The following is a 25,951-nucleotide window of genomic DNA, read 5'->3' as shown; positions in this document are numbered from 1 at the left end:
CGTCAGAGCCCCGACGCGATGACGTCGGGGTGAGCCCATAAAGGCTCAGGTGCCGGCGGCAAGGCGGACTTGCCGTCCAGCGTCGTCACCTGAAGCCCCGCATGCTTGGCATATTGAAGCGCGAAGGTGACGAGACCGGTCTGCTCGGCTGCTGGTACGCTGCTCAGGTGCAGCGCCACAGCCGCGAGATATTCGACCGGTTCGCCCGGAAAGGCCGAGGGGATATAGCCGCTCGCGCCCGGGGTGCGGATTGCACCGGTTGGAGCCACCAGATTGACCGCGATATTGTTCGCCTGCTGCTCGGCCGCCATGCCCTGTGTCAGTCGCGCCAGACCTGCTTTGATCGCGCCATAGACACCCAGGCCCGACGTGACGTCGCCGCTGCCATAAGGACGCACCGGCTTCTGCGCGCTGGCCGAGCCGAGGTTGACGATCCACCCTGCGCCGCGCTGCTTCATCAGCGGGATCGCGTTCTGCGACAGGATGAAGGGCGCGCGGAAATAATGCTGAATGGTGCGATCGAACGTGTCCATCGACATGCTTTCCATCGGCGCATAGTCGGCAAAGCCCGCATTGTTGACGAGGATGTCGAGCCCGCCCGCACGTTCCGCGGCCTTGCCCGGAAGCTCGGCGCACTGCGCATCGTCCTCCAGATCGGCGGCGATAGCATAGGCCTTGCCGCCATTCGCCTCGATGATCGCGACGGTCTCATTGAGTGTGCCGGGCAGGGCGACCGCCTCGCCATGTCGCGCGCCGGCCGTGGGTGTGCCGAGGCTGCGGGCGCTGACGACAACTGTAGCGCCGGCGGACGCAAACAAAGTCGCGATCGCCTGCCCGATACCGCGGCTGGCGCCCGTCACCAGCGCCACTTTGCCGGTGAGCTTCTGTTCCAATACGCTCATCGTCGTCCTCCCGTCCTATTTCTTGCTGTCATAGCTGGGGCGCACCCGCTGTGCCGGGGTATGAAGCCCGGCCAGATAGGCGGCACGCGACTGGGCGGCGCCCTCCATCATTTCGGGATGCGGCGAGACCCAGAAGCGACCCTCCACGATCTGGTCGACGATCGCGCGGCCGGCATCGTCGCCTGACATGCCCTGGGCCAGCACGGCCTCCATCTGGTCATGCGCCTTGGCGATGTGCGCCTGTTCGGTCAGTGCGACGGCATCGGTGAAGATGCGCGTTGCGACCGGCCCCGGCAGCACCGCCGACACCTTGATATGCGGCGCCGCCTCGGCGAGTTCCAGGAAGAGGCATTCGGTGAAGGACAGCAGCGCATGTTTGCTGACGATATAGGGTGCCTGCCCGCCCGACATGCCCAGACCGCCGATCGAGGTGATGTTGGCGATATAGGCCGGCGTCCGCGCCGCGATCATTGCGGGCACGAAGGCGCGGACGCCGTGGACCGGGCCGAGCACGTTGATGTCCATGATCCGCTGCCACTGTTCGGCGGGGAGTTCCCAGATGTCGCCCATCATTTCGACGCCCGCATTGTTGACGAGCAGCCGGGGCGCGCCGAAGCGCTCGATCGCTTGGTGCGCGAGCCTGTCGACCGCGGCAGGGTCGGCGGTGTTGGTGACGATCGCGAGCGTTTCGATCCCGCGATCGAGAAACTCTTTCTCGACGGCGGCCAGCCTGTCCGCCGCGATGTCCGCGATCACCAGCGACATTCCGGCATCCGCCGCCGCGCGTGCGATGCCCAGTCCGATGCCGCCTGCGGCACCCGTGACAACGGCGGTACCGCCTGCCAGACCTTCGGCCAATCCGTCCTCCTCTATCGAGCCCGCTCTTCAGATGGGCGGCCCTTGTCTGACGAGGGGGAGGGGCACGCGCAACGGGAACGGCTGTCTACTGGCCGCCCCACTTGCGCATTTCCGCCAAGGCGGATTAATCGGGCGTAAGGCGCAGCAGGCGACCGGGCGAGCCCTGTCCGCCATCTTCAAGCAGCCAGATCGCCCCGTCCGGCCCCTGTTCGACTTCGCGGATGCGCGCGCCCATCCCCCATTGGTCCGCCTTGGTGGCACCGTCGCCTTTGAGTGCAACGCGGACGAGCGATTCGCTGGAAAGCCCGCCGATGAAGGCGCTTCCTTTCCACGCCGGGAACATCGCGCCCGAATAGATCATCAGCCCGCCAGGCGAGATCACCGGGTTCCACGAGACCTTGGGCGCTTCGAACTCGGGTCGGGTCGGATGGTCGGGTATGTCGCGGCCGTCATAATGGCTGCCGTTCGAAACGACCGGCCAGCCATAGTTGCGGCCCTTCAGGATCAAATTGACCTCGTCGCCGCCTTTCGGGCCCATCTCCTGCTCCCACAACCTCCCGTCGGCGTCGAAGGCGATCCCGAGCAGATTGCGATGCCCCAGGGACCAGATTTGTGCAGTAACGCCTCCCTGCTTGGCAAAGGGGTTGTCGGCAGGCACTCCGCCGGTGTCGGTCAGGCGGATCACTTTGCCCAGATTCTGCTTCATGTCCTGCGCAGGCGTGAACTTCTGTCGCTCCCCTGACGTGATGAACAGATGCCCGTCGGGCGCGAACGCCATGCGCCCCGAATAATGGCCGCGCCCGCTGACCTTGGGCGACTGTCGCCAGATGACCTTCAGGTCCTGAAGGCTGCCGCCCGCCTTGCCGAGCACCAGCCGCGCGCGGGCAACCGCGGTTCCGGCGGTGTCGCCGGGGCCGGCCTCGGCATAACTCAGATAGATGATGCCGTTTTTCGCGAAGCCAGGATGGAGGATGACGTCGCCCAGTCCGCCCTGACCACCATAAGCGACCTTGGGCACCCCCGCGATCTTCCCGGCGACCTTGCCGTTCCCGTCGAGGCTCAGCAACTCGCCCTTCTTCTCTGTCACCAGCATCCGCCCGTCGGGCAGGAAGGTCATCGCCCAAGGCTCGGCGAGATCGGCCTTCACCTCGACCTTGAAGGGCAGCGGCGCGGCGCCCGCGACCATAGGCGCGACGAGCAGGGCAGTGGCGAGGACAAGCGAGTGGGGCAGCATGATTCGTCTCCGGAAGCGGCGGCATTCGACGTTTTCATGCGAACGTAGCCCGCCCGACGCGGTTCCGTCACGCGGGCAGACTACCCGGCCTGCCGTTGGTCGACGGCATCATGTCGTTCGTCGGCCGATCGGCGGGTTGGTGGAGGCGAGCGGCCTGCTCGTCGAAGCACGCATGAACGCACCAGGGGGCAGGCATAGAAGAGCCTCAACGGCAACGATCAAACGGATCGCGGCCGCTCACAGGAAGAAAGATCGGGCGAAGGCTTCCGGCTGGCTCGATCCCCAAAGGAGATTGGTCATGTTCAAGTTCGTCGCTCTCGTCGCCACCGTCGTTGCCACCACCGCCACCATCGCTTTCCCGGCGAGCGCGGCGGAGCCCCTCGCTCCCCAGGCTTTCGTTCGCTACGGCGATCTGACGCTCGCCAGCGCCGATGGCGCCACCGAGTTGAAGGCCCGGGTCAGCCGCGCCGCGGAAATGGTCTGTGCCAATCGTGGCGACAAGTCGCTGCAGGCGATGACCGCCGCCAAGAAGTGCGCCAAGATCGCCGAAGCCCGCGCGATGCCGCAGGTCGAACTCGCGCTCGCCAACTCGGGCACCCAGGTCGCGGAGAACACCCGCGTCACCGTTGCGGCCCACTGATCGAATACCCACCTCACCCCCACACACGCGGCCGGACTGGCAATTTCCTCCGCGTGGGACGCACCCCCCGGGTTCCCTTACCCCGGGGGGTGCTTTCATTTTGGCTGGCCATTGCACGCACCCTCTCCACACCCTAAGGATTCTGCGGTTTTCAGGGGGCGAGCCTTGCTCTTCAATCTCCAGGTTTTGCGCGCGATCGCGGCGTTGCTCGTGGTCTGCGTGCATTTGGAAGCGCCCCTGGTTCCGCTGGGTGTAGCGCGCGAAACGCTGATGCTCGGCAATTCGGGCGTCGACCTCTTCTTCGTGATCAGCGGCTTTGTGATGGTTTATACGACCGCCCACCGCCCGTCCGGCCCGGTGGACTTCATGGTCAACCGCATCATCCGTGTGGCGCCGCTCTACTGGCTCGCCACGCTCGCGCTGTTCGCGGTCGCTCTGGTCCTCCCGCAGCTCCTCCACTCGACCAAATCGTCATGGGGTGAACTGATCCTCTCCTTGCTGTTCGTGCCGTTCGACAAGGGGGGCAAGATCCAGCCGGTCTTCTTCCTTGGTTGGACCCTCAATCTGGAGATGTTCTTCTACGTTCTGTTCGCGTTTGCGCTGCTGCTGCGCGGCGTGGTGGCGCGCGTGGCGTTGGTGACGGCGATCCTGCTCGCGCTCGTCTGGACAGGTCCGCTGTGGCCGAAAGATGTGACCGCGATGCGATTCTATTCCACGCCGATCATGCTCGAATTCGCGATCGGGATGTGGATCGCGATCGGATATCTGCGCGGGATAGTGCTGCCACGCCTGCCTGCCTTCGCCGCGCTTGCCGGCGGCTTCGTACTGCTGGTGGGCTCGGACTATATGGACGGCGGCGCACGATCGCTTTGGACCGGCATCGGCGGCGGTGTTGTCCTGATCGCCGCGCTTTCGCTCGAAAAGCACGGCCATGTGTGGAAGATCCGCATCGCCCAGTTGCTCGGCACGGCGAGCTACGCGCTGTATCTCAGCCACCCCTTCGTCGTTCCCGTCGTATCGAAGGCGGCGCGGTCCATCGGCCCCAGCCAGGGCTGGCCGGCCATCATCTGGCTGACCACTGTCATCATGATCGCTGTGATGCTGGTCGCGATCGCGATCCATCTGTGGGTTGAGCAACCGATCACCTACAAGCTGCGCCGCAAGGCGCATCATCCCCCGTCGGTGGTCGACAAATCGGAGGCGAGCGCAGCCTCCGGCGCGCGATGCTAAACCGCGCGTCGCCCGCGCCACCATTCGACGATCAGCGCGGCGCCAAATGGAATATAGAGCAGATACCACAGCACATAATTGAGATGGGCGTGGACGAAGCTGTGCCCCTTGGCTGCCACGAACCACGATAGCGAGCCGAGCAACGCCAGCAGCGTCGTCCATGCGAGCGGCGAGCGCTGCCGCCAGATCAGGTAGAAAACGAAGGCGTCGAAGGCGAGAAAGGCCACGATGCTCAGGATGGTGATGGCAAGCGCGAGGATGCCGTCGAAGCTCACGGTGCGCGCGACGTCGATCATCTTGCCGAGTGATGGCGCCTTGCCGATGCTCTTGATCGCCGCCGCATCGCTTTCGCCGCTCGACGCCAGAGCATTTTCACGGATCTGATCGATCCACGGTATGAAATGCGGCATCATGAAATAGCGCGTGACGACCTTCAACGGGCTGGCGTTTAAGGAGGATCTATATTCGTCCTTGCACAGCTTGACCTGCTCGGCATCGCCCCGAGCGCCGCACAGCTTTTCGAGGAAGCCGGCCTGTTGGCCGCCGCTGCCCGACATCCGCTTTTCCGCGGTTTCGCGGATGTGATCGAATCCGCCGGCCAAGGTCGGGCCGATGGCATGAGCGTGCATCACCATCGCAAGCCCGAACGCGACGAAGGCCACAACGCCGATCGCCAGCGCATGTCCGGCGAGCGCCTTGATCGATCGGCCGGCACGCAACGCGTGGAGGAAGACGAAGCTGTAGGTGGCTGCGACGACCGTAGTCGCGTACTCATAGCCGCACAGGAATTTGATCAGGAACGCGATCAGGATCAGGCCGAGCATCGCCGCATAATATTGGCGCAACGCCATGGCGCGAGCGCCCATCAGCAGCGCGATCGCAGCCGGCAGGAACCACGTCGCCTCGAACCAGTAGAGGCTGCTTCCAAAGCCCGATACCCAAGGGCTGAGCGCGATGGCCAGCCCGAAGCCGATACCCGCCGCCGGAGAGGCAAGCCGCGTGATGCCGATCTGGAACGCCACGACGAGCAATGCCAGCGCGATTGCCGCAACCGCGTGAAGCGCATGCGAGCTTCCGCCGGTCACGGCCGCCGCCAGACGGAAGACGTGGACCTGAAGACCGAAGCTCGATTCATAAGTGTCGAACCGACCGGTCATGTCACCGGCGGCGTAACGTGCCTCTGGCGTCGAGGCCGTGGCCGGATCCGGTCGCACGAATTTACCGAGGAGAGGGGCGCCGCCAGTCCGCGCGTGCATCACCCCGTCGAGAACGAGATCGTCCGACCCCATGTGACGGGCGCGGAAATTCTCGGGATTGATGCCCAGGCTGTTTTCGTAAAAGGACGCGAAGGACAGCAGCAGCAGGATTAGCGGCACCAGATAGCGGTGCACGCTGCTACGGTCGTTCAACGAACTGGCGTTCATATACGCCCCTCTACTATCGGGGATTGAAGCCGCCCGTGCAGGCCTTGAACAATGTTTCCATCAGTTCGATCTGACCGCGCCAGGGGGAAATCTTGGTCGGCACCTTCTCGTTCGCCGGATAGCGCCGCGCGGTCGGTAACTCGATGCAGCGATAGCCGAGTTTCGGCGCGCGATAATTGAGATAGGCGAGCAGTTCGTAGGTGCCGAACACGCCGCGGAAGATCGATACGCGCGGATCGAGCAGCATCTTCGCGCTATAGGCGCGGAAACCCTGCGTCGTGTCGGTCCAGTGGAAGCCCGACGCGATGCTGAGCGCGGGCGCGTGGATCAGCTTGATCGCGAGGCGGCGGGTCTTGGGCGTATTCTCCTCGACCCCGCCGGGGATGAAGCGCGATGCCTGCGCGAAGTCGTATCCGTCGTCGAGCGCCTGGACGAAGGCGGGGATCGCGTCGGGATCGTCCTTGTCGTTGCCGTCGATCGTGACGATGCCCTCATAGCCCTGATCGAGTGCGAAGGCGTAGGCGCAGCGCAACTGGGCCGACAGCTTGCCCGGCGCGGTCTTGGTGACGAGCGCGCGGACTTCGCCCGCATCGAGCTTGTCGGGATCGAGCGAGCCGTCCTTCGATCCGCCATCGACGATGATGATGTCGGTGATCTTCGAAATGCCGAGCGCGCGCATCTTGGCAAGCTGGCGCGTAATCCGTTCGCCCTCGTTGATGACGGGGATGACGCAACAATAGCGCGTCGTCTTGCCCAGCCAGCGGTCGACACGGAAGGAGGGGACGTCGCCGTTCATGCAGGAACACCTTTGGAAAGCCCGATGCAGGCGATGCCGATGAAGAGGAAGCAATAGCCGGCGATGCGCAGCGGGCTCATCTGCTCGTTGAACAGCAGGGTCGCGGCGACGCCGACGACCAGGATCGCCCCCGCCGTCGTCACTGGGTGCGCGATCGTCAGCGGCATGCGCGCCACCGCGGCCGCATAGAGGACGAAGGCCGCCATATAGAGGCCGATCGCGCTGCCGTAGATCAGGTTGCCGATCGCGAACGGATCCTTGAGGCTGATCGGCTTGTCGACCGCTGCCTTCACCAGCAGGCTGGCCGACGCATTACTGGCGATGCCGGCGAGGAGGAGCAGCCACTGGATCATGCGGCGTCTCCATAAGCGGCAATCGTGCGCGCGATCGACCGGTCGACGCGGTCACGTTGCGGCCCGGCGATCGCGGCCATCTCGATCGTCACGATCTTGTCGGGGCGATGCACGCGCAGGGCGGCGGCGGCGCGATCATGTTCGGATCCGGCCTCGCCGATCGCGACGAGCTGCGGCTCGCTGGCGTGGACATGGCCGATGATGTCGGCATTGGCGGCGATCAGATCCTCGGGCGCCTCGCCGTTGAGCGCGAGCGCACCGACATCGAGTTGCATGCGGACGGCATGGTGATCGACCAGCCGCACCATCGCCGCGGTCTCCGTCGTCGTCGTCATGAAATTGCAGGCATAGGCGACCGGATTGGGCTCGAGGCACAACACCACGCCGCTATCGGCATAGCTGTCGCCCAGAGCGCGGAAGAAGGCGGTCGCCTGCGCCTCGACCTCGGCATCGGACAGATCGCCGCGGTCGCGGTTCTTGGGGCTGCCGAAGGTCAGGAAGCTGATCCCCAGCCGCCCGGCCAGACCGCCGATCCGCTTGAGCCGGTCGAGCATCCGCCCGTCGTCGCCGAACAGATTATAGCCCTGCGTCCCGAACAGCAGCGATTGCATGCCGTAGAGCGTGACGCCGCGATCCGCCCATGCGCCCCGCACGTCGGCCACCGCCGCGTCGCTCGCCTGCGTCGGATCGGGGAAATATTTTCCCGGCGCGATGTCGATATGCGCGACCCCGTGGGCGCGCAGCACTTCGGCGATCGCCTCGTCCTCGGGCGGATCCCAGGCGATGTTGGAGATCGAGATGCGCATCAGGCGATCGCAGCCGATGTCGGTTCGGACTGCGCATAGGCACGGACGGCGAGCAGAGATTCGCGCTTGGTGTAGAGGTACGGGCCGGTGCCGCCGAAGACTGCGGCGTGATTGCTGCGCATGTCGTAATGGGCCGGCGTCTTTCCCTCGACCTGGTTGTCGAAATCGCGCCCGCACGCCTTGGCGACTTCGGCGAGCGACACCGGCTCGACCGCGAAATTGACGAGTTTGAGCCCGGCAGCCTGCGCGGTTGCGATGTCCGCGCTCAGATTGACCATTGGATACCATTGCAGGACGGCGCGAGCGTCGATCAGGTGCAGCGCATTGTCATTGCGAAAGTCGAAGATCGCATTCTTGCGCAAGCCCGGGCCCACCAGGCCGGGAAGCCGAACGATCAGCGCGTCCGGGAAATGCGCGCGCACCCGGTTTTCCAGGTGAAGGCGGTTGCGACCATAAGCACCGGCGGGGGCCGGCTCGTCTGTCTCGCTCATGCCGGCGCTTACGCCATAGACGTCGACGGTGCTGATCAGGACGAAGCGATCGGCCTCGATGCTGGTTACGGCATCGGCCAGCCGGTCGATATTGGCGAGATCCGCCTCGGGATCGCGCTCAGCGATCCAGCGCTGGGCCGGAGCCGCCGTGCAGATCGCCAGATCATAGGATCCGCCGGCCAGATCGCCGATGTTGGTCGACCGGAACAGCGTGTCGAACTGCTGCTGGCCCAGCAAAGTGGTCCCGACATAGCCCGAATGACCGATCAGTGCCTTCATGGATGCGCATGCCCTGCTGTTTGGAGCGGCTCGTCTTCGAGCCGTTCGAGGATGTCGTAGATATTGTCCACCTTGCCGCCGAGAATCGAGAATATCCGGCCGTGGTTGGGATCGCGTGACAGCAGGATCGGTCGGCCGTCATTGCCCTCGGTGTAGATCGGCACGGTCTTCACCTCGAACAGCGAATCCTTCGCCTGCGTGCCGGCAAGCGCAGGCATGTAGCGCGCGGCATCGCGGACCATGCGGTCGCTGCGGCTTTCACGCGGATAGCGATCGAGCACGTCATAGGGCAGCTCGTTCCCGTCCTCGCGCCACGACATGTGCGGGGTGTAGCGGACGTGCGACAATGTGTGCAGCCCGCGATCGGGAAAGGGCATGATCGAAAAGAACGGGCCGTCCATCACCGTGACCGCGATGCCCTTCAGCGCGGCCGGCGGCTGGATCAGCGCCATTTCGGTGATCTCGTGCTTCAGGCCGAAAGCGTTGCCGGCGCCCAGGCCCGCGCCGTGCTGCAATCCGCTATAGGTGCAGTTGAACAGGAAGGCGCCCGACGCTTCGAACGGTTCGCGATCCGGCCCGCGATAGCCGCGCACGCGCACTCCGTCCGGTCCGTTCGTCACCTCTGCGACGTGCGCGGATCGACGGACGTCGACGCCGGCCTGCACCAGCCCTTCTTCGAGCTGGCGTGCGACGACCGCGGTGTTGAACCCATATTCCTGGGTCACATAGACGTTGGCGATCAGCTTGGGGTTGAACAATGCGGCATGTGCGGGTTCGGCGGGCTCGAGGAACGCGCCGATTTCGTGGCAGAAGCGTTCGAACTGGCGCGAGGTGACCTTCGAATTGAGCCGCGCGATCGCATAGAGCTTCACGAAATCCTTGACGATTGCGTCGCCGAAATCGCTCACGAAGCGCGGCAGATTAATCCGGCTGCGATAGGCGGTCGTGAAGCTGCGCGGGTAATGATAGCCGTTATGGACGCGCGCCTGATTGACATAGGAACTGCGCTGGAGAAGCCGGTCCTCGCGCTCGAACAGGGTGACGTTCGAAAAGCCTCGATGCGTCTTCAGATAGGTCGCGATCGACGCGCCATACATGCCGCCCCCGATGATGAGCGCGGTGCTGCTGTTTTCGGTCACTGATCGTCGGCTCTGGGCGCTTCGACGTTGAGCTTCTGATGGCGGGTCAGCGTGCTGCTCACCGCCTCGCCGACGATGAAATAGGGCGGCTCGCCCATGCTCCATTGCACCATGCGGACCATATATTCGGCGAGCACGAAAAACACGATCGAGAGCAGGAAGAACATGCCCGATTGTTGGAGCGACAACGTCGTCCACCCCCTTGCGACCGAGTTCATCGAGAAGGCGATGATCACGACGTAGATCGAATAAAGAATGTTCGCGACCGAACCGAGCAGCGCCAGCATCGACACGAAGCGCAGCGGCGCGAGGGTGCTGGAAAACAGCAGGTTGGTCGCACGGCGCGCGCGGGTCGTGAAATTGTGGTCGATCTTCGATTTGCTGCGTGGTGCGCGATAGGTGAGCGTGACGGTCGCGAACCCCGCACGGGCGGGCAGGACGCGATACCAGATTGCGGGGCGCGGCAGCTGGAGCAGGAAGCTGATAACCTTCTTGCTCATCAGCCGGTGCTGGGCCGCGCGCTCGGTGAGGCCGACACCGTAGATCGACCGGTACAGCCCGCGGAAGGCGCGCCCGGCCAGGGCTTCGATGCCCTTCGCCCGCTCACGCTCCTGATTTTCGATCAGGACAAGATCGGTGCCCGCCAAGCAAAGCTCGATCGCCTTGGGCAGGCAGGTGAGTTCGTCGTTATAAGGATCGAAGGCGAGGACATAGTCGCCGATGCTGTTCTCGATCCCGGCCCAGTAGGCGGTTTCGGCATCGACCCTGCGTAGCAGATGATAGACCTGCAGATTGGGAACGCCCTCCACCCGCGCCAGCGCATCATAAGCGGCGCGCGCTTCGGGTGCCGATCCGTTGTCGACCAGGATGATCTCGAAATCCTCGACGAGAGCGCCGAGCGTCCCGACCATCTGTGTCAGAAATTCGCGCTGCGTATCCGCTTGATCCCGATCGACCACCACGACCGACAGGAAAATGGGATAGCGCGTCGCGATCGGTACGGCCGCGTTTGCGGTCGAAGAATTCGTCGGTTCAGCAGTCACGAATCAACCCCACTTCCCCCAGGCCCATTGTTCGTATCACTGCACTGCACAAAAATGAACATTGCGTAGGTCCATAAGGGATTAAGACGCGGAACCGAAACGTCCTTCTTGCGTCCTCCTCGTGTTGGCCCGGCAGCAGCCGGGCGGGGGCGGGCCAAAAATACCGCCGATAACTGCTGTGAGGACATGACATGCAGACCCGGCCAGATGCGGTGGCGCTGCCTTTGCCGCCCGCCGTTTCTCCCGATTGCCACAGCCTGTTTCTCGATTTCGATGGCACGCTCGTCTCGCTCGTCGACGATCCAGCATCGGTGCATGCCGATCCCGAACTGCGTGAGTTGCTGGCGGCGTTAAATGCTCGGTTCGCCGGTCGGCTCGCGATCGTCAGCGGGCGATCGATCGCGCAGCTCGACGCGATGATTGGTCCGCTTGCCAATGCGATCACAGTCGCGGGAAGCCACGGTGCGGAGATCCGGCAGGACGGGCATGCGCACGAACCACTGCGGCCTGCCGGTCTGGACGCAGCAATCGCAGAAGCCCGTGCCTTCGCCGCGGCGCATCCGGCGATGATCGTCGAGATCAAGAGCCAGGGCGTCGGGCTGCATTATCGGATGCAACCCGATCTCGAAGCCGATGTTCGCGCCCGTGCTCGGGCCATCGGCGCGGCGCACCACCTCTATGTCCAGCCTGGCAAGATGATGGTCGAACTGCGCGGTCCCGGTTGCGACAAGGGTGACGCGGTCAAAACGCTGATCGGACGCACGCCGATGGCCGGCAGCCTGCCCGTCTTTCTCGGCGACGATCTGACCGACGAAGCGGCGCTCGCCTGCGCGCAGGCGCAGGGCGGCTTCGGCGTTCTCGTCGGTACGCCGCGGGCTACTGCCGCGGATTACGGCCTTGCGGACGTCGCCGACGTTCGCGCGTGGCTGTGGGACTTGACGAAAGGATAAGCCGATGGCCGCCAATCTTGATCTTTGGCCGATCGGCAACTGCCAGGTCTCGGCGCTAGTCGATCGCGCCGGCCGTTTCGTCTGGGCCTGCCTGCCGCGGGTCGATGGCGATCCGGCGTTCTGTTCGCTGCTTGATGATGCGCCGAGGGCAGGGGAGGGCGCACGCGGCTTCTGGGAAATCGACCTGGAGGACTGCGTCGAGACCACACAAAGCTATCTGCGCAACACCCCGATCCTGATCACTCGCCATGTCGACAATGCGGGCAATGCGATCGAGGTGATCGATTTCTGCCCGCGCCATTTCCGGTCGGGCCGCATGTATCGCCCGGTCGCCTTCGCGCGGATCGTGCGGCCCGTGGCGGGAAGCCCGCGCATTCGCATCCGCCTGCGCCCTGCGCAGGATTGGGGTGCGGGCGATCCGGTGCGCACACGCGGATCAAATCATATCCGCTATGAACTTCGCGAAATGACACTGCGCCTGTCGACCACGGCCCCGATCGGCTGGATCGAGGATGAGCGGCTGTTCCGCGTCGAACGCACTCTGCACTTCTTCCTCGGCCCCGACGAAAGCTTCTTCGGCGACATCGCCGACACCGTCGACAACATGCTCGAACATACCGCGCACGAATGGCGCAAGTGGGTGCGCGCGCTTGCGACCCCGGTCGAGTGGCAGGAAGCGGTGATCCGCGCCGCGATCACGCTCAAGCTGTGTCAGCATGAGGAAACCGGTGCGATCGTCGCCGCGCTCACCACTTCTATCCCAGAACATGCGACTGGCGAGAACGAACTCGGGCGCAATTGGGACTATCGCTACTGCTGGATCCGCGACGCTTATTATACGGTGCAAGCGCTCAACCGGCTTGGCGCGCTCGACGTGCTGGAAAGCTATCTCGAATATCTCCGCAACATCGTCGACAATGCCAAGGGCGGCCATATCCAGCCGCTTTACGGCGTCGGCGGCGAAGCGCGGCTGGAGGAGCGGGTCGAGACCGGCCTCAACGGCTATCGCGGGATGGGGCCGGTGCGCGTCGGCAACCAGGCCTATGAGCAGATCCAGCACGACGCTTATGGCCAGATCGTCCTGTCCAACGCGCAGGCCTTTTTCGACAAACGGCTTTACCGGATGGCGGGTGAGGATGATTTCCGCGCGCTCGAAAAGGTCGGCGAACATGCCTGGGATGTCCATGACAAGCCTGACGCCGGCCTGTGGGAATTGCGCACGAAAAGCCACATCCACACCTATTCGGTCGCGATGTGCTGGGCCGCGTGCGACCGGCTCGCCAATGCGGCCGAAGAACTCGGCCTTGCCGACCGCGCCGTCTTCTGGCGCGAGCGTGCGGAAGCGATCCGTGCGAAGATCGAGGATGAGGCCTGGCGTGAGGAAACCGGTCGCATCTCGGCGACCTTCGGCGGCGACGATCTCGACGCCAGCCTGATCCAGTTGCTCGACCTGCGCTTCGTCGAACCGGACGACGAAAGGTTCCAGGGAACCTTGCGCGCAGTGGAGGAGGGATTGCGGCGCGGAAGCCACATGCTGCGCTATGCGACCGAAGATGATTTCGGCCTGCCGCATACCGCTTTCAATGTGTGCACATTCTGGTTGATCGAGGCGCTGTGGTTGACGGGGCGTAACGATGATGCGCGCGCCCTGTTCGAGGAGATGTTGTCGAGGCGTACCCGTGCGGGGTTGCTGTCGGAGGATATCGACCCGAATACGGGCGAACTCTGGGGTAATTACCCGCAGACTTATTCGCTTGTCGGCACCATCAATTGTGCGGTGCTGTTGAGTAAGCCCTGGAGCAGCGTCCGATGAGCCGCCTGATTATCGTTTCGAACCGCGTCCAGCCTCCGTCGGGCGAGGGCGGGGGGAATCAGGGTGGGCTGGCGGTGGCGCTTTCGGCGGCGCTGCGGGAATCTTCGGGTATCTGGTTTGGCTGGTCGGGCGAGACGGTCGATGAGTTCACCGGCAAGATCGACTTTCAGCGCAATTTCGGCGTCACCACGGCGACGATCGATCTCGAGCCGCAGGACCTCGACGAATATTATAATGGCTATGCGAACCGGACCCTGTGGCCGCTCTTCCACTATCGCGTCGACCTGGCCGAATTCGAAAGCGGGTTCGCGGAAGGCTATGAACGCGTCAACCAGCGCTTCGCCGACACGCTCGAACCGCTGATCGAGACCGACGATCTCGTCTGGATCCACGATTATCACATGTTTCCGCTCGGCGCCCGGCTGCGCCAGAAGGGGATCAGGAACCGGATCGGCTTCTTCCTCCACATCCCCTGGCCGCCCTATCGGTTGCTGCTGTCGCTGCCGAACCACCGTGAACTGGTGGAGACTTTGCTCGCTTATGACGTGGTCGGCTTCCAGACGCGGGACGCGCTCGAATGCTTCCACGATTATGTCCGCAACGAATTGAGCGGCGCCATCGACGGCGATCGGGTGACCGTAGGCGACCGCACCATCACGGCGATCGCCTGCCCGATCGGGATCGACGCCGAGAATTTCGTCGAAGCCTCTCAATCGTCTGCGGCACGCTACGCCCATTATCGCATGCGCCAGAGCACCAATGGCCGCGACATGATCATCGGTGTCGACCGGCTTGATTATTCCAAGGGGCTGGAAGAGCGCTTCCTCGGTTACGAGCGCTATCTCTCCTCCAATGCCGGTCAGCATGGCGAGGTGTTCCTGCTACAGATCGCGCCGCCTTCGCGCGGCGACGTCCAGAGCTATCAGGAGATACGTAGCTCGCTCGATGCGCTGTCCGGCCGGATCAATGGGGCGTTCGCTGACGTCGAGTGGGTGCCGATCCGCTATGTCAATCGCGGCTATCCGCGCGACAAGCTGGCGGGCATCTATCGCGCAGCGAAGATCGGGTTGGTGACGCCGCTACGTGACGGGATGAACCTTGTCGCCAAGGAATATATCGCGGCGCAGGATCCCGAGGATCCCGGCGTCCTCATCCTCTCGCGCTTCGCGGGCGCGGCCGAGCAACTGACCGACGCGCTGCTGATCAATCCGCACAGCCCTGAGGATATTTGCGATGCCATCGCGCAGGCACTGGCGATGCCGCTGGAGGAGCGCCAGGCCCGCTGGCGCGCGTGCATGGACAATGTGATGTCCCAGGATGTCGTCTGGTGGCGCAAAAGATTCACTGATGCGCTGGAAGGGACGGCGGCAGCGGCGGCCGCCTGAGGTCTATTGCCCGGCAGCAGACGGCGGCGTGCCGAAGACTTCCTTGAACGCGGCGAGGGCGTTCGGTTGGGCACCCGTGCTGATCAGCCCGCGATAATCGGGCGCCGGATAATCCCAATAGGCCTGGAAGACCACATTGTTGGCCGCGATCCAAGCCGCGACGTTGCGGATGAAATCCGGGTCGTCCGGCTGGCCGCTGCCGTCTTTCGCTGTGCCGGTGCCCCATTCGGGAAGCGCGATCGGCTTATTGTGCGCGGTGGCGAATTTAACGAGCCAGTTAAGCCCGTTGGGCTCGGTCAGCTGGCGTTTCCAGCGCAGCGCGGGCGTAGTGTCCGACGCGCTATAGGATCGGTTATAGAGATCAGTACCGATCACATCGACGACATCGTCACCCGGCCAGACCTTATCGGGCGCGATCGCCTGTCGTCCGTGGTTCGGATTCCACACGATCTGGAAATCGCTGCCCGGCGTCGATTTGAATATCTTCGCGATACGCCGGAAGGTCGCGATCCACGCCTCCGGATCCTTGCTGGCCTTCCAGATGTACCAGTTGCCGTTGAACTCCCAGCCAATGCGCAGATAGGCCTTGCTTTGTCCGGCCTTCACCAGTTGATCCGCCACCCCCTGATAATATTGATCATATTCGCCCTGCGCGGCCTTCTTCATGTCGCCGCCGACAGCGAGCATCGGTATCGACAATACCAGCCGATAGGGCGTGTCGCGCCAGCAGGACAGGCTGTAGCCGAGCGAACTGCTGAACTCCGGCCAGGTGCCGTAGGAGAGAAATTCGACATAGCCTTCGACCGGCCGGCCGATCACACTTTCGAACCTCGGGAGTTTCTCGCGGCCGTTACACGCTGCGCCGGTATAGACCATGGTTTCGGGCGCGGCCGATACCGGTGCGGCGGCGCCTGACAGCGCCGCTAAAGTGCCTATGGCGGTGAGAATGGATCGCAAAGCCATGCTTGTGATATAGCATGGCGCACATCGCCGGGCACGGACGCTGACGGCGCATCGGGCACGTCCTGGCTCAAATCCGCCGTTTTTGAGGGCCGACAGCGTCGCGTTTGCCGCGTCCGGTGATGTGGCGGATCACGAATCGTTGCAGCCGATCGATGTTCACCGCGATCCGGCGGCGGGTCAGCAGATGTTTAGGAAAATTGACCGAGCCGTAGCGGTCCAATCCGATCGTCGACTTTGCGAATTCCTCAATGATCGGGCTTGGGAAGATCGCGCGATTGGGAATGCCATGCACCCACGACCTGTCGATCGCGTCGTCGATCGGGCGATCGACCAAGGTGAAATAGGGGATCAGCCTCTCGGCCGCGCTGCGCGTCATCGCATAGCCTTGCCCGCCATAAGGATAGCCGGTCAGCGTGACGATCCGATATCCGCCGCCGACGATGCCGGGTTCGGTGCGCTCTACCGCTGTCAGCCGTTTGATGAACAGGCGGAAAAAATGCAGGCCCTGCGCGGCAAGATCGATCTTCGCCAGTTCCGACAGGAAGCGCCAGTCGACGATCACGTCGTCCTCGATCACCACGAGCTGATCCGCGTCGCTCGCGAGCAAGCGCTTCCACGCTTCGAAATGGCTCGAATAGCAGCCGATCTCCGCGCGTTCGAGCGCGCGGCCGCGGCCCAGCATTGCGGCTTCCTCGTCGTAACGTAGCGAAGGATGGAGGCTGGTGAACGCGTCCATGAACTCCCAAGGCACCGTCGCTTCGGCCGCGCGGGCGGCAAAGCGTTCGCGGCGGTCGGCTGCGGTGCCCATGCTAATGACGAGGATCAGGGTGCGGACCGGCGTCGCATCTTCGGCTGTGATCGTCACGTCATCCCCCGCACTGTCCACGCGAACCATAGCGGGCTCTTCGCACCTGCGGAAGAAGTGTCAGGCGTTTTCGGCGGGCACGGGCATCTGGCGACGACGGGGCAGGGCGCCAGGCATTTCGCATGCGATGAAACCGATCAGCGCCTCGCGCACGTCGCAGCGAAGATCGAAGGCCATGCTGGCGTCGCGCGCGGTGACGAGCACGCGGACTTCCATCGTCTCCTCCTTCATGTCGGTGACCTGCAGATTCCAGAAACGCTGGTCCCACCGTGGATTTGCCGCGATGATCTCGCCGGCCTTTGCGCGAATACGGTCGATATCGGCCGACCAGTCGAGGCGGAAGAACACCGATCCCATCAGCTCTGCGGTCGATCGGGTCCAGTTCTGAAAGCTTTCCTCCAGGAATTTGGAGACCGGAACGATCAGCCGTCGATCGTCCCAGATGCGAACGACTATGTACGTCAGTCGGATCTCCTCGATCCGTCCCCATTCGCCGTCCATGATGATGACGTCGTCGAGCCGGATCGGCTCGGTGAAGGCCATCTGGATGCCCGCGATCAGATTCTTGAGCGCAGGCTGGGCGGCGGCACCGACCGCAAGGCCCGCGAGCCCCGCCGACGCCATCAGCGTCACACCGACATTGCGGATGCTGGGGATCGACAGCAGCATCATGCAGACGGTGAGAAATACGACGCCGAACACAGCGATGCGGGTCAGAATGCCCACGCGCGTGCGCCGCCGCCGGGCGCGCAGATTGTCGGCGATCGTGATGTCGTTGCGGATGATCGTGACGTCGGCGAGCGCCTGGATGATCGCAATCACCAGCCAGCCGATCAGACCCGGAACGACGAACCCGGCCAGTTGTTGCCACAGCGTCGCGGCCCAAGGGCGCAGTTCGATCCCCCTTTGCGCGAAGCTGAGCGCGACGGCGATCAGGATCCAGCGGACCGGACCGGCGATCCGTTCGACAACGAGTTCATCGGCCTTTGCGGGTGTCCGCAGCGCGAGCCGGCGCAGGAGTTTCATCCCTGCCCAATCGATGGCAAGCGCAACCCCGATCGCCAGCAGCAGCGTGACGGCAACGGTTGCATAGTCCGCCAGGATCAGCGGGATCCGCAGGCTTTCGAACGATGGCATGCGGACCACAAAGCGCGAACGGCCTCACCGGTTCCGCAATGCAGCATGATCTGAGACCTATTCGTCGCAGCGTAGCGCGTGTTCAGGCGCGGCGCGGCGTACCGCCCAGCATCAGGCGTAACAATTCGCCGAGCCCGCTGATCGTGAGCAGCGTAACAAGCCCGCTCAGGCGGAGCCGCATCGCGACATCCTTCGGTCCCTCCCGCCATACCAGCCGCAGGTTTCGCGCGCCGGTCCACGCAAGCTCGACAGCATAGCGACCGAGCGCGCGTGACGGTTTGCGGAGCACATATTGGCCACCCACGACACGCCGCCTTTTGGTGACCAGGTCCATCGCGCGTCCCCGCGTGGGATGGCGCACGATGATGTCGTCCCGATAGACGACGGGCCGTCCGGTGGCGCTGATCCGCTTCGACATTTCGAAGTCGCCGCTCGACTTCAACTCCGCGTTGAAGCCGCCCAGTTCGCGGATCAGGACGGCGGGACTGGTCCAGTTCGCGGTCGCGCAATGCCCTGCGCGTGCGTAATATTCCTGGTTGAGATTGAAGAGCCCGTCATAGGCAGCGCAGGTGGTGCTGTCGGCATCGGACAGGCGAAACAGTTCGACCTTGCCCGCGACGATGCCAGCTTCGGGATGCGCTTCGATCGCCGCCAGCGCCTTTTCCGCCCAATCCGGATGGGGGATGCAGTCCGCATCGGTGAAGGCGATGTAGGTGCCGCGAACATGATCGAGCCCCGTGTTACGCGCGCGATAGGATCCCGGGCGCGGTTCGGACAGCAATGTCGCGAACGGATATCGGCGGACGACATCGGCGGTGCCATCGGTCGACCCGTTGTCGACCACGATCACTTCGATCAGGCCCGGGTCGATTGTCTGCGCGGCGATCGCATCGAGGCACAGGTTGATCTGGTTCTCGCCATTCCAGACGGGGATCAGGATGCTCAGCCGCGGTGTCACGCGCGTCCTCCGGTCAGCCAACGATATCGTGGCGCGCGGCGCTCGATGCGATCCAGGGTGATGCGAAGTGCGCGCCTGATCGGTGGTTCGCCGTAGCGTGCGATCGCCCAGCCGAGCAGTCCGATCACACCGATCGTGGTAAATAAAGCCATCACCGGCGCAAAGCCTGCGCGTACCAGTTCGCGGGTAATGCAGATTCCAAGCGAAAAATGGATCAGATAGACGGGGTAAGTAGCGAGCCCCAGATGCCGAAGCGTTGAGCGCGTTTTGGGGCCTAACCTATAGAACGCCGCCGGGTAACGGGCCGACAAGGCGATCGCGGCGACGCCGATGAGTACGACAAGGCTGGCCGCATACCATTGCGAAGCGACCGGCACGGTTGCGAAGCGCGCCTTGGCGACGAGGGAGAGCGCATCGGTCCGCGTCTGTATTACGACACCCACAAGGCAGAGAAGGGCGGCACCTGCCTGAATGCGATTCAACTGACCCACCGCCCAAAGCCGGATGAAAATGCCGAGCGCGAAATAGAGGCCGTAATTGAGCAGCGTCAGGCGCCAATAGCCTTTTGCCAATATGCTGAAGCGAGGGTCGACCGCGATGACGATCACGGTTATCACGCTCGCAAGGGTCAACAGGATCGCAAAAAGGCCGATGCGATGGAATTGTCCTAGCGCCAGCATCACGAAGATCATCGCATAGAAGACGATTTCGACACCTAGCGTCCAATATTGCCCGTCGATCCATGGCCCGATCGGGATCAGCAGCATCGACGCGATATATGGATGCAAGCCATGCCAGAGATTGTTGGCGAGCAGTGTGATCGCGACGATCGTGGTACAGATCCAGGCTGCCGGATACAGGCGCAGGATTCGACCGTTGAGAAAGCGCAGCGCGCTCGATCCCTCTGCAGAATTGGTAATCACCACGCCGGAGATGACGAAGAAGATTTCAACGCCGGTCCAGCCCACCCACGTGTAGGGCGCCAGTTCGGAAATCGTATAAGCTTTCTGCAGCATGTGCCGTCCGCCACTGGTCGGCGATGCCCAGCACGAATAGCCGATGTGAAAAAAGGCGACCATCACCGCCGCGACGAAGCGGGCGAGATCTATCCCGTAGAAATAGTCCTTCCGCTCGTTCATGCGATCGTCCTCACGACTTCGGACCACATCGCTTCGCTCTTCGCCCGCTCCTCTTCGCCCTTGGCGGCGAGGGCGGAGCGGAACCCCGGGGCGGCGGCGCTGTCGAGCAGAAGTTGGAACTTGCCAGCCCAGCTATCGGGCTTCTCGATGTCGACGATCAGGTCGGGGCAGCCGTAATCGGCCATCAGTTCGCGATATTTGTGGCTCCATCCGCACGCGAGCGAAGGCACTGCGGCGGACAGGCCGCTCACGAGCCCGTGAAAGCGCGAGGACACCGAAAGCTCGGCGACCGATATCACCGCCTTTGTATCGAGTGCCGAAGCTTCGTCGACGATCCGCGCCTTCGTATCGAGCAGCGCATTGAGTTCGTGCGCCAGCGCCCGATCCTTCGCGCCCTCATGCACGAGGATGAACGGCGCTTTCCCTGCCGCGCGGATCATGTCGATCGCGGTCTTCAGGAAGGCGAGATAGTTGGCGCGCACGGCATCGCTCTTGCCGGTCACCATCTTCTCGTTCGGAATAACGACCGGCAGCCCGCGCAGGTCATCGAGGCGGCGTGGCAGTTCGGGATGCAGCAGGTTGGTGAAATCGGGCGCGCGCCGCACGGCCCGGTGGCCGGGTGCGACGGCCTCGACGAAGGCGGCGGAACTGCTGTCGCGCACGAAAGCGATATCGAGCCGGTCGAGCGCGCCACGAAAGGCTTCGGCCATGCCAGGCTCCTCGAACGGGCCGAGCGCCTGTGGCAACAGGATCGCCTTCTTGCGGCCGTTCTTCCAGTGCGCCAAGCGCTTGTTCAGCCGGTAGTCGAGTTTCGGCAGCCCCCAGAAATCGCCATAGCCAAAGCCCGACGCATCGAGGATCACGTCGATCCGGTCGCGGGGGATGAAGCCGACCGCCGCGTGGAGCCGTTCGGGCAGCCGTTCGAACAGAGAGGTGAGCGTCGGGCGCCGATCGACCCGGCCCGGCGTCGCCCAGAGGCTCGCGCGCAGACGCTCCTCGACGGGCCAGTCCATCGGTGCGGCAAGGCGCATATCGGGAAAATCGCGCTGTAGCCGGTCCCGAACCGCCTCCAGCATCAACATCGCGCCCTTGTTGGCGGGCCATACCCCGATGATTTCGATGTTCATGGGGCGCTCCGCTTTAGACATTGTAGCTACGCAATTGCGAGTGTTCGCGCTTGGCGGAATACGGCACCATTCCTTCTGGATCGGGCCAGCCATAAGCGATCAGCATGATGACGCGCTCGTCAGGTTCGAGGTTCATCGCCTCGGCAATCAAGTGTTCCTGCGGCTGGCAATCGGGCCAGTTGATCGGGCAGGACGACAGACCCAGCGTTTCGAGCGCGTACATGAAAGACATCGCCGACAGAGACGCATCGATATAGATCGCATGCCGATCGCGCGCTTCGGGATAGGCGCGCAGCCGGCCGACCAGCACGACGACAGCCTGCAACTGGTCCGAAAAGCCCTTCGTGCCCATCGGGATCGCCGCGAGCTTTCGGGCCTGTGCCGGATCGTCGAAGATACGATAGACGAAGGGTTGCCGATTGCATGCGCTCGGCGCCTGGGTCGCGGCATCGAGTGCCTTGTCGACCAATTCGCGCGGCACCGGCTTGTCGAGATACCACCGGACCGACCGCCGCCGCATCGACAGCGTCATGAAGTCGTCGAACGCCACGGGTGCCGCGTCGGCGAGCGCGCGCGTGTAAGGAATTCTGGTGGGAGCATCTACGCCGAACGCAGCCGCGTCGATCCGCTGAAACTTCTTCCATTCGGGTGCTATCGCGGGATGATCGCGGTCGACAGCCGAGAAGTACTCCGTCAGCACATTGTGCGCCCACTCGTGCTCCGATGTTACCACCTCGCCGGCATGACGGATCGATCGGCCATAGACGTCGACCGTCTCAGGCAGATAATCGGCCGCGAACACCGGGCGGCGCGGACGCATGATCAGTCCCTTCTCCAGCCGGTGGATATTGCGGCGGAGCAGATAATAGCTGAGCTGCGGGCTGTGCGTATCGTCACGATAGCGCGCCCGCCCAGCCAGCACGCCAGCCGCTTCGCGCGACAGGCTGTCGTCCGCCAGGGCGAAATAAAGCGCGGCAAGGCGCGGGTGGCGGCCCAGAAAGGCGATGAGTCCCCACTTTGCCGGGGCCAGCGTCTTTTTTATGCGGAGTTTCAGGCTCATGCGAGTCGGAGTAACCTTGTTCTTTGTGTTTGCAGTAAAAAACGGCACCGCCGAGTCATCGGGCAGCCCGCCTGCGGACAAAAATAGGAAGTTTGGCAGCGATCATCGGAAACGCGCGCGGAAGCTCGTATAGACCATATGTCGCGAGCCCCAGCGCTGCGAGAATGATGTCGAGGATCGGGCCATGACCCGGGAGCATAAGCGCGCCGATAGACCAGGCAACGAACAGGGGCGCCTGCAATGCCATATATTTGCAGAACGACCGGAACACTGGCCCTATAGTTGACCCGATCAGGTTGTTGAGAGTGACTTGACGGATCAGGACTGCGATCGTCCGGGCGGCCGCAGTGGCGATCGCTGCGCCGGTCAGCCCGTTCCACCACGCGCCCAGTAGCAGGGCAGGCAGCAAGATCAGGCCCGTGTTAATGACCATCAATGTCATATCGAGCCCTGGACGTCCCATGCCTTTATATAGAGTCGATACCGCTCCACCTGCCGCCTGTACGATAATCGCTAGCGACAACCAGCGTATGACAGGGCCAAGTTGGCTCCATTCAGGGCCCAGGAAGCGCCCGAATAGCGATGGACCAAACAGAAGCATCGCCACCATAACCGGCATAATGAGCCGACAATTCCATATCACGGTTGAGACATAGGATTGTCTCAACGCTGCAGGGTCATGCTTATTCTGCGAATAGTGAACAAACGTGACGCGGTTTAGGATCGACGCGAGCACCTTGCGCACCGTATCGGTCATGTAGATGCCGATCGAATAGAGACCGACATCGCTGGTTGAAAGCATTCGACCTAGGATGAAAACGCCGGCATTTGCCTGGAATGATCCGATCAGATCGCCACCAAGCACGAAGCTGCTGAAGCCGAAGATGTCCTTCAAATGGACCGTATGCAAGGTCAGGCGGAAGCGCCAACGTGCGACGTAGCAGAGGCCGATCGTCGACAGCACTCCACTTGCGATCGATTGCCATACGACAACCCATGGGCTGGGACGCCACCACAAAAGCGCGCAAGCGACCGCGAGTGACAAGGTGGTCGTGATGCAGCGATTGATTGCGACCTCCCGGAAGAGATGCTTGCGAAACAGGAGGGCCGAAGTGACGGTGGTGAAGGGTGAAGGGAGTAAACTGATGCTCAGGACAGCCAGAAGGGGGCCCACCATTGGTTCATCGTAGAAGGCGCTAGCAATCGGAGCGACCAGCAATATGGTCCCGGCGCACAGCGCGATCGACACGATCAGCGAAGCTGTGAAGGTCGTGTTGACCAGTGCGGGCGTAACTTTCGCCTCATCCTTCTGTATGAGCGCGGCCGTAAGCCCAAAATCGTTGACCACCTGCAAGACGGCCACGACCGCGAGAACGATGGCGACGAGACCGAAATCATGCGGGCTAAGCACGCGCGCAACCAGCAAGCGAAACAAGAAGGCGAGGCCAGCTGTCGCGAACGTGTCCATTGCGGTCCAGATCGCATCGCGTCTAAGCGACATCGCGGATATGTCCCCCAACTCGAGCGCCAGTTGCAACTCTCCTTCGCAGTTGCACAATTCGCTATCCGAATCCAGCTGTATCAGCGGCGAGTTGAACCCTTGCGCCGACATGCCTCGATGTTGCGCCGCAACGCGAATTGGGCCATTCGGGGATCGGATGTAGGGAGGGAGTCGATGACCAGCGTTTCCGTAGTCATTCCCACCTATAATCGCCGCGATACGCTGGTGCGCGCGATCGAAAGCCTGTTTGCGCAGGATCATCCGGTGAGCGAAGTCATCGTCGTCGACGATGGATCGACCGATGGTACCGCCGAACTGCCGCTGCTGGGCGATCCGCGCGTGCACTATCTGGTGAACCCGACCAATCTGGGCGCGCAGGGTGCGCGCAACCGTGGCGTCGCAGCCGCAACCGGCGATGCGATCGCTTTCCTCGATTCGGATGATTATTGGGAGCCGACCAAGCTTTCGAAACAGCTGGCGGCCGTCGCCGCGCACGGCTCGCCCGATAATTATGCCGTGACCTGCGGTTATTCGCAGTTCGGCGAGACGGGCGGGTTCAGCATGAAGCCGGCCGAGTTGATCCGGCTAGAGGATGTCGTGGTCCACAATCTCATTGGGCCGACGTCGATCCTGCTCGTTTCGCGCAACATCTTCGATCTGATCGGGCCGTTCGACCTCGCGATGCCGGCGTGCCAGGATTACGAATTGTTCGTGCGCATCCTGCAGCATGTGCCGATCTTCGGCGTGCCAGAAATTCTGGTTCATCAGGATACCGAGAGCAATGAGCGGATCACCCGTCGCAAGGACAAGGTGCTCGCCGGTCACCGCGAAGTCTATGCGCGCATCCGTGCGACGCCGCAGGTCCGCGCGATGCCGTTCTGGCGGCGATGGATGGTCAAGGCGCGGCAGGATCGGGCGTTACGCAAGCGCATGACCGCGATCGAGGCCGGTGCGTGACGGCTACGCCGCATGCCTATCTGATCGCCGCCCATGCCGATCCGGTTCAGCTGGGCCGGTTGATCGCTGCGCTCCGCCACGATGGGGCGCGCTTCTTCATCCATATCGACCGCAAGAGCGACATCGCGCCCTTTCGCGAAAGGGTGAGCGGGGCGGACATTGTCTATATCGACGATCGCGTCGATGTACGCTGGGGCGGCTGGTCGCAGGTGGCGGCGACGCTGGCGCTGATCAGGGCGGCGCGGCAGGCCTATCCGCTGGCCGACTATCTCACCTTCATGAGCGGCACCCATTTCCCGATCCGGAGCAATGCCGATCGCTTGGCCTACGTGCACGGATCGGGCCGTGAGTTGATCAACATCGTCGGGGTGCCGTCGACCGAACTCGGCAAGCCGATGACGCGATTCACGCGCTTCTTCTTCGAGGGCGCCTATCGCAATCCCACATTGCTCAAGAAGGTTCGCGGGCTGCTGTTCCGTGCGATCGGCAAGCTGCCGCTGCGTAACCCGGCGGCGCATCTCGGTGGTCGCAAACTATATGCGGGCAGCTCGTGGTGGACTTTGTCGGCCGAGGCGATCGGGCTGATCGAAGCGGCGCAATCCGACAGCCGGCTGACGGGTTTCTTCCGGCACACCATGTGCCCCGATGAAGCCTATTTCCAGACGATCCTGGGCAATTCGCCGCTGCTCGATCGCTGCGTCCGGACGGACGTTTACACGGACTGGTCCGACCCGGTGGAAAAGCCGTGCCACCTGAAGGAGCGGCACCTGCCGTTGCTGCTCGATCCGGCCTTTCGCCTGAGCGACGGCTATGGTGACGGGCCGGCGCACTATGCGCGCAAGCTGGCATCCAGCAACGTCGATATCGTCGACGCGATCGAACACCACCTCGCGCGCTGAGA

25 protein-coding genes are annotated in these 25,951 nt (G+C 63.2%); 7 read left to right on the top strand and 18 right to left on the bottom strand.

The window, feature by feature from the left end; all coding sequences use genetic code 11:
- Positions 1-2 precede the first annotated feature (2 nt).
- The 3 genes from FYJ91_RS12825 to FYJ91_RS12815 form a co-directional block, all read right to left on the bottom strand.
- Positions 3-902, bottom strand: a complete 900-nt coding sequence (locus FYJ91_RS12825; RefSeq protein WP_219822598.1) for an SDR family NAD(P)-dependent oxidoreductase — start codon at positions 900-902, stop codon at positions 3-5.
- 15 nt (positions 903-917) lie between these two features.
- Entirely contained in the window at positions 918-1,760 is an 843-nt protein-coding gene (locus tag FYJ91_RS12820; RefSeq protein WP_181008499.1) for an SDR family NAD(P)-dependent oxidoreductase, read from the bottom strand.
- Positions 1,761-1,884: 124 nt separating this feature from the next.
- A complete protein-coding gene (locus FYJ91_RS12815) occupies positions 1,885-2,994 on the bottom strand; it encodes a PQQ-dependent sugar dehydrogenase (protein ID WP_149522669.1) in 1,110 nt (369 codons plus the stop codon).
- A 298-nt stretch (positions 2,995-3,292) separates the two neighbouring features.
- Between FYJ91_RS12815 and FYJ91_RS20660 the strand changes: the two genes are divergently transcribed.
- Both FYJ91_RS20660 and FYJ91_RS12805 read left to right on the top strand, forming a co-directional pair.
- Positions 3,293-3,634, top strand: a complete 342-nt coding sequence (locus FYJ91_RS20660) for a UrcA family protein (protein WP_181008498.1) — start codon at positions 3,293-3,295, stop codon at positions 3,632-3,634.
- 165 nt (positions 3,635-3,799) lie between these two features.
- Positions 3,800-4,864, top strand: coding sequence for an acyltransferase family protein (locus tag FYJ91_RS12805; protein WP_181008497.1), 1,065 nt, complete (start codon positions 3,800-3,802; stop codon positions 4,862-4,864).
- Here the strand turns inward: FYJ91_RS12805 and FYJ91_RS12800 are convergent.
- Genes FYJ91_RS12800 through FYJ91_RS12770 form a run of 7 tightly spaced genes read right to left on the bottom strand, consistent with a single transcriptional unit; the run spans position 4,861 to position 11,195 of the window.
- A complete protein-coding gene (locus tag FYJ91_RS12800) occupies positions 4,861-6,288 on the bottom strand; it encodes a hypothetical protein (RefSeq protein WP_149522666.1) in 1,428 nt (475 codons plus the stop codon). The genes FYJ91_RS12805 and FYJ91_RS12800 overlap by 4 nt on opposite strands.
- Positions 6,289-6,301: 13 nt before the next feature.
- On the bottom strand, positions 6,302-7,084 hold the full coding sequence (locus tag FYJ91_RS12795) for a glycosyltransferase family 2 protein (RefSeq protein ID WP_149522665.1): 783 nt from the start codon (positions 7,082-7,084) through the stop codon (positions 6,302-6,304).
- On the bottom strand, positions 7,081-7,437 hold the full coding sequence (locus tag FYJ91_RS12790) for a DMT family transporter (RefSeq protein ID WP_149522664.1): 357 nt from the start codon (positions 7,435-7,437) through the stop codon (positions 7,081-7,083). Before FYJ91_RS12790 ends, FYJ91_RS12795 begins: the two co-directional genes overlap by 4 nt.
- The gene (locus FYJ91_RS12785; protein ID WP_149522663.1) at positions 7,434-8,243 is read right to left on the bottom strand and encodes a sugar phosphate isomerase/epimerase family protein; all 810 of its coding nucleotides are present in this window, start codon (positions 8,241-8,243) and stop codon (positions 7,434-7,436) included. The genes FYJ91_RS12790 and FYJ91_RS12785 overlap by 4 nt, the downstream gene beginning before the upstream one ends.
- On the bottom strand, positions 8,243-9,013 hold the full coding sequence (locus tag FYJ91_RS12780) for a sugar nucleotide-binding protein (RefSeq protein ID WP_149522662.1): 771 nt from the start codon (positions 9,011-9,013) through the stop codon (positions 8,243-8,245). The genes FYJ91_RS12785 and FYJ91_RS12780 overlap by 1 nt, the downstream gene beginning before the upstream one ends.
- A complete protein-coding gene (locus tag FYJ91_RS12775; RefSeq protein ID WP_219822597.1) occupies positions 9,010-10,152 on the bottom strand; it encodes an FAD-dependent oxidoreductase in 1,143 nt (380 codons plus the stop codon). Before FYJ91_RS12775 ends, FYJ91_RS12780 begins: the two co-directional genes overlap by 4 nt.
- On the bottom strand, positions 10,149-11,195 hold the full coding sequence (locus FYJ91_RS12770; RefSeq protein ID WP_149522660.1) for a glycosyltransferase: 1,047 nt from the start codon (positions 11,193-11,195) through the stop codon (positions 10,149-10,151). The genes FYJ91_RS12775 and FYJ91_RS12770 overlap by 4 nt, the downstream gene beginning before the upstream one ends.
- A 191-nt stretch (positions 11,196-11,386) precedes the next feature.
- Between FYJ91_RS12770 and otsB the strand changes: the two genes are divergently transcribed.
- The 3 genes from otsB to FYJ91_RS12755 are packed head-to-tail and all read left to right on the top strand — an operon-like array spanning position 11,387 to position 15,343.
- Entirely contained in the window at positions 11,387-12,145 is a 759-nt protein-coding gene (gene otsB, locus FYJ91_RS12765; protein WP_149522659.1) for a trehalose-phosphatase, read from the top strand.
- A gap of 4 nt (positions 12,146-12,149) precedes the next feature.
- Complete coding sequence (locus tag FYJ91_RS12760; RefSeq protein WP_149522658.1) at positions 12,150-13,958, top strand: glycoside hydrolase family 15 protein; 1,809 nt, start codon at positions 12,150-12,152, stop codon at positions 13,956-13,958.
- Positions 13,955-15,343 carry an alpha,alpha-trehalose-phosphate synthase (UDP-forming) gene (locus tag FYJ91_RS12755; RefSeq protein WP_181008496.1) on the top strand — a complete coding sequence of 463 codons (1,389 nt, stop codon included), beginning with the start codon at positions 13,955-13,957 and terminating at the stop codon, positions 15,341-15,343. Before FYJ91_RS12760 ends, FYJ91_RS12755 begins: the two co-directional genes overlap by 4 nt.
- A gap of 3 nt (positions 15,344-15,346) precedes the next feature.
- Here FYJ91_RS12755 and FYJ91_RS12750 read toward each other — a convergent pair whose 3' ends face one another.
- The 8 genes from FYJ91_RS12750 to FYJ91_RS12715 all read right to left on the bottom strand — a co-directional run bounded on the left by FYJ91_RS12750 (position 15,347) and on the right by FYJ91_RS12715 (position 24,204).
- A complete protein-coding gene (locus FYJ91_RS12750; RefSeq protein WP_149522656.1) occupies positions 15,347-16,306 on the bottom strand; it encodes a glycoside hydrolase family 26 protein in 960 nt (319 codons plus the stop codon).
- Positions 16,307-16,373: 67 nt separating this feature from the next.
- Positions 16,374-17,201 (bottom strand): glycosyltransferase family 25 protein, encoded by an 828-nt coding sequence (locus tag FYJ91_RS12745; RefSeq protein WP_149522655.1) that lies wholly within the window; start codon positions 17,199-17,201, stop codon positions 16,374-16,376.
- Positions 17,202-17,231: 30 nt separating this feature from the next.
- Positions 17,232-18,308, bottom strand: coding sequence for a mechanosensitive ion channel family protein (locus FYJ91_RS12740; protein WP_149522654.1), 1,077 nt, complete (start codon positions 18,306-18,308; stop codon positions 17,232-17,234).
- Positions 18,309-18,390: 82 nt separating this feature from the next.
- Positions 18,391-19,266, bottom strand: a complete 876-nt coding sequence (locus FYJ91_RS12735) for a glycosyltransferase family 2 protein (protein ID WP_181008495.1) — start codon at positions 19,264-19,266, stop codon at positions 18,391-18,393.
- Entirely contained in the window at positions 19,263-20,405 is a 1,143-nt protein-coding gene (locus tag FYJ91_RS12730; RefSeq protein WP_149522652.1) for an acyltransferase family protein, read from the bottom strand. The genes FYJ91_RS12735 and FYJ91_RS12730 overlap by 4 nt, the downstream gene beginning before the upstream one ends.
- A complete protein-coding gene (locus FYJ91_RS12725) occupies positions 20,402-21,532 on the bottom strand; it encodes a polysaccharide pyruvyl transferase family protein (RefSeq protein ID WP_181008493.1) in 1,131 nt (376 codons plus the stop codon). Before FYJ91_RS12725 ends, FYJ91_RS12730 begins: the two co-directional genes overlap by 4 nt.
- 13 nt (positions 21,533-21,545) lie before the next feature.
- Complete coding sequence (locus FYJ91_RS12720; protein ID WP_149522650.1) at positions 21,546-22,592, bottom strand: nitroreductase family protein; 1,047 nt, start codon at positions 22,590-22,592, stop codon at positions 21,546-21,548.
- A 55-nt stretch (positions 22,593-22,647) separates the two neighbouring features.
- The gene (locus FYJ91_RS12715; RefSeq protein WP_181008492.1) at positions 22,648-24,204 is read right to left on the bottom strand and encodes an oligosaccharide flippase family protein; all 1,557 of its coding nucleotides are present in this window, start codon (positions 24,202-24,204) and stop codon (positions 22,648-22,650) included.
- Positions 24,205-24,267: 63 nt separating this feature from the next.
- Between FYJ91_RS12715 and FYJ91_RS12710 the strand changes: the two genes are divergently transcribed.
- Positions 24,268-25,050 (top strand): glycosyltransferase family 2 protein, encoded by a 783-nt coding sequence (locus FYJ91_RS12710; RefSeq protein ID WP_181008491.1) that lies wholly within the window; start codon positions 24,268-24,270, stop codon positions 25,048-25,050.
- On the top strand, positions 25,047-25,949 hold the full coding sequence (locus FYJ91_RS12705; protein WP_181008490.1) for a beta-1,6-N-acetylglucosaminyltransferase: 903 nt from the start codon (positions 25,047-25,049) through the stop codon (positions 25,947-25,949). Before FYJ91_RS12710 ends, FYJ91_RS12705 begins: the two co-directional genes overlap by 4 nt.
- Positions 25,950-25,951 lie beyond the last annotated feature (2 nt).

This window comes from Sphingomonas montanisoli, from assembly GCF_008274695.1.
Taxonomy (GTDB): domain Bacteria; phylum Pseudomonadota; class Alphaproteobacteria; order Sphingomonadales; family Sphingomonadaceae; genus Rhizorhabdus; species Rhizorhabdus montanisoli.
The sequence above is the reverse complement of the archived record's forward strand: the minus strand, read 5'-3'. Positions and strand labels throughout refer to the sequence as shown.

What these genes read in the sequence shown, in the direction of transcription:
- FYJ91_RS12825 (WP_219822598.1), bottom strand. Translation starts at nt 902, where the DNA reads ATGAGCGTATTGGAACAGAAGCTCACCGGCAAAGTGGCGCTGGTGACG.
- FYJ91_RS12815 (WP_149522669.1), bottom strand. Translation starts at nt 2,994, where the DNA reads ATGCTGCCCCACTCGCTTGTCCTCGCCACTGCCCTGCTCGTCGCGCCT.
- FYJ91_RS20660 (WP_181008498.1), top strand. Translation starts at nt 3,293, where the DNA reads ATGTTCAAGTTCGTCGCTCTCGTCGCCACCGTCGTTGCCACCACCGCC.
- FYJ91_RS12800 (WP_149522666.1), bottom strand. Translation starts at nt 6,288, where the DNA reads ATGAACGCCAGTTCGTTGAACGACCGTAGCAGCGTGCACCGCTATCTG.
- FYJ91_RS12795 (WP_149522665.1), bottom strand. Translation starts at nt 7,084, where the DNA reads ATGAACGGCGACGTCCCCTCCTTCCGTGTCGACCGCTGGCTGGGCAAG.
- FYJ91_RS12790 (WP_149522664.1), bottom strand. Translation starts at nt 7,437, where the DNA reads ATGATCCAGTGGCTGCTCCTCCTCGCCGGCATCGCCAGTAATGCGTCG.
- FYJ91_RS12785 (WP_149522663.1), bottom strand. Translation starts at nt 8,243, where the DNA reads ATGCGCATCTCGATCTCCAACATCGCCTGGGATCCGCCCGAGGACGAG.
- FYJ91_RS12780 (WP_149522662.1), bottom strand. Translation starts at nt 9,013, where the DNA reads ATGAAGGCACTGATCGGTCATTCGGGCTATGTCGGGACCACTTTGCTG.
- otsB (WP_149522659.1), top strand. Translation starts at nt 11,387, where the DNA reads ATGCAGACCCGGCCAGATGCGGTGGCGCTGCCTTTGCCGCCCGCCGTT.
- FYJ91_RS12760 (WP_149522658.1), top strand. Translation starts at nt 12,150, where the DNA reads ATGGCCGCCAATCTTGATCTTTGGCCGATCGGCAACTGCCAGGTCTCG.
- FYJ91_RS12755 (WP_181008496.1), top strand. Translation starts at nt 13,955, where the DNA reads ATGAGCCGCCTGATTATCGTTTCGAACCGCGTCCAGCCTCCGTCGGGC.
- FYJ91_RS12750 (WP_149522656.1), bottom strand. Translation starts at nt 16,306, where the DNA reads ATGGCTTTGCGATCCATTCTCACCGCCATAGGCACTTTAGCGGCGCTG.
- FYJ91_RS12745 (WP_149522655.1), bottom strand. Translation starts at nt 17,201, where the DNA reads ATGGTTCGCGTGGACAGTGCGGGGGATGACGTGACGATCACAGCCGAA.
- FYJ91_RS12740 (WP_149522654.1), bottom strand. Translation starts at nt 18,308, where the DNA reads ATGCCATCGTTCGAAAGCCTGCGGATCCCGCTGATCCTGGCGGACTAT.
- FYJ91_RS12730 (WP_149522652.1), bottom strand. Translation starts at nt 20,405, where the DNA reads ATGAACGAGCGGAAGGACTATTTCTACGGGATAGATCTCGCCCGCTTC.
- FYJ91_RS12725 (WP_181008493.1), bottom strand. Translation starts at nt 21,532, where the DNA reads ATGAACATCGAAATCATCGGGGTATGGCCCGCCAACAAGGGCGCGATG.
- FYJ91_RS12720 (WP_149522650.1), bottom strand. Translation starts at nt 22,592, where the DNA reads ATGAGCCTGAAACTCCGCATAAAAAAGACGCTGGCCCCGGCAAAGTGG.
- FYJ91_RS12715 (WP_181008492.1), bottom strand. Translation starts at nt 24,204, where the DNA reads ATGTCGGCGCAAGGGTTCAACTCGCCGCTGATACAGCTGGATTCGGAT.
- FYJ91_RS12710 (WP_181008491.1), top strand. Translation starts at nt 24,268, where the DNA reads ATGACCAGCGTTTCCGTAGTCATTCCCACCTATAATCGCCGCGATACG.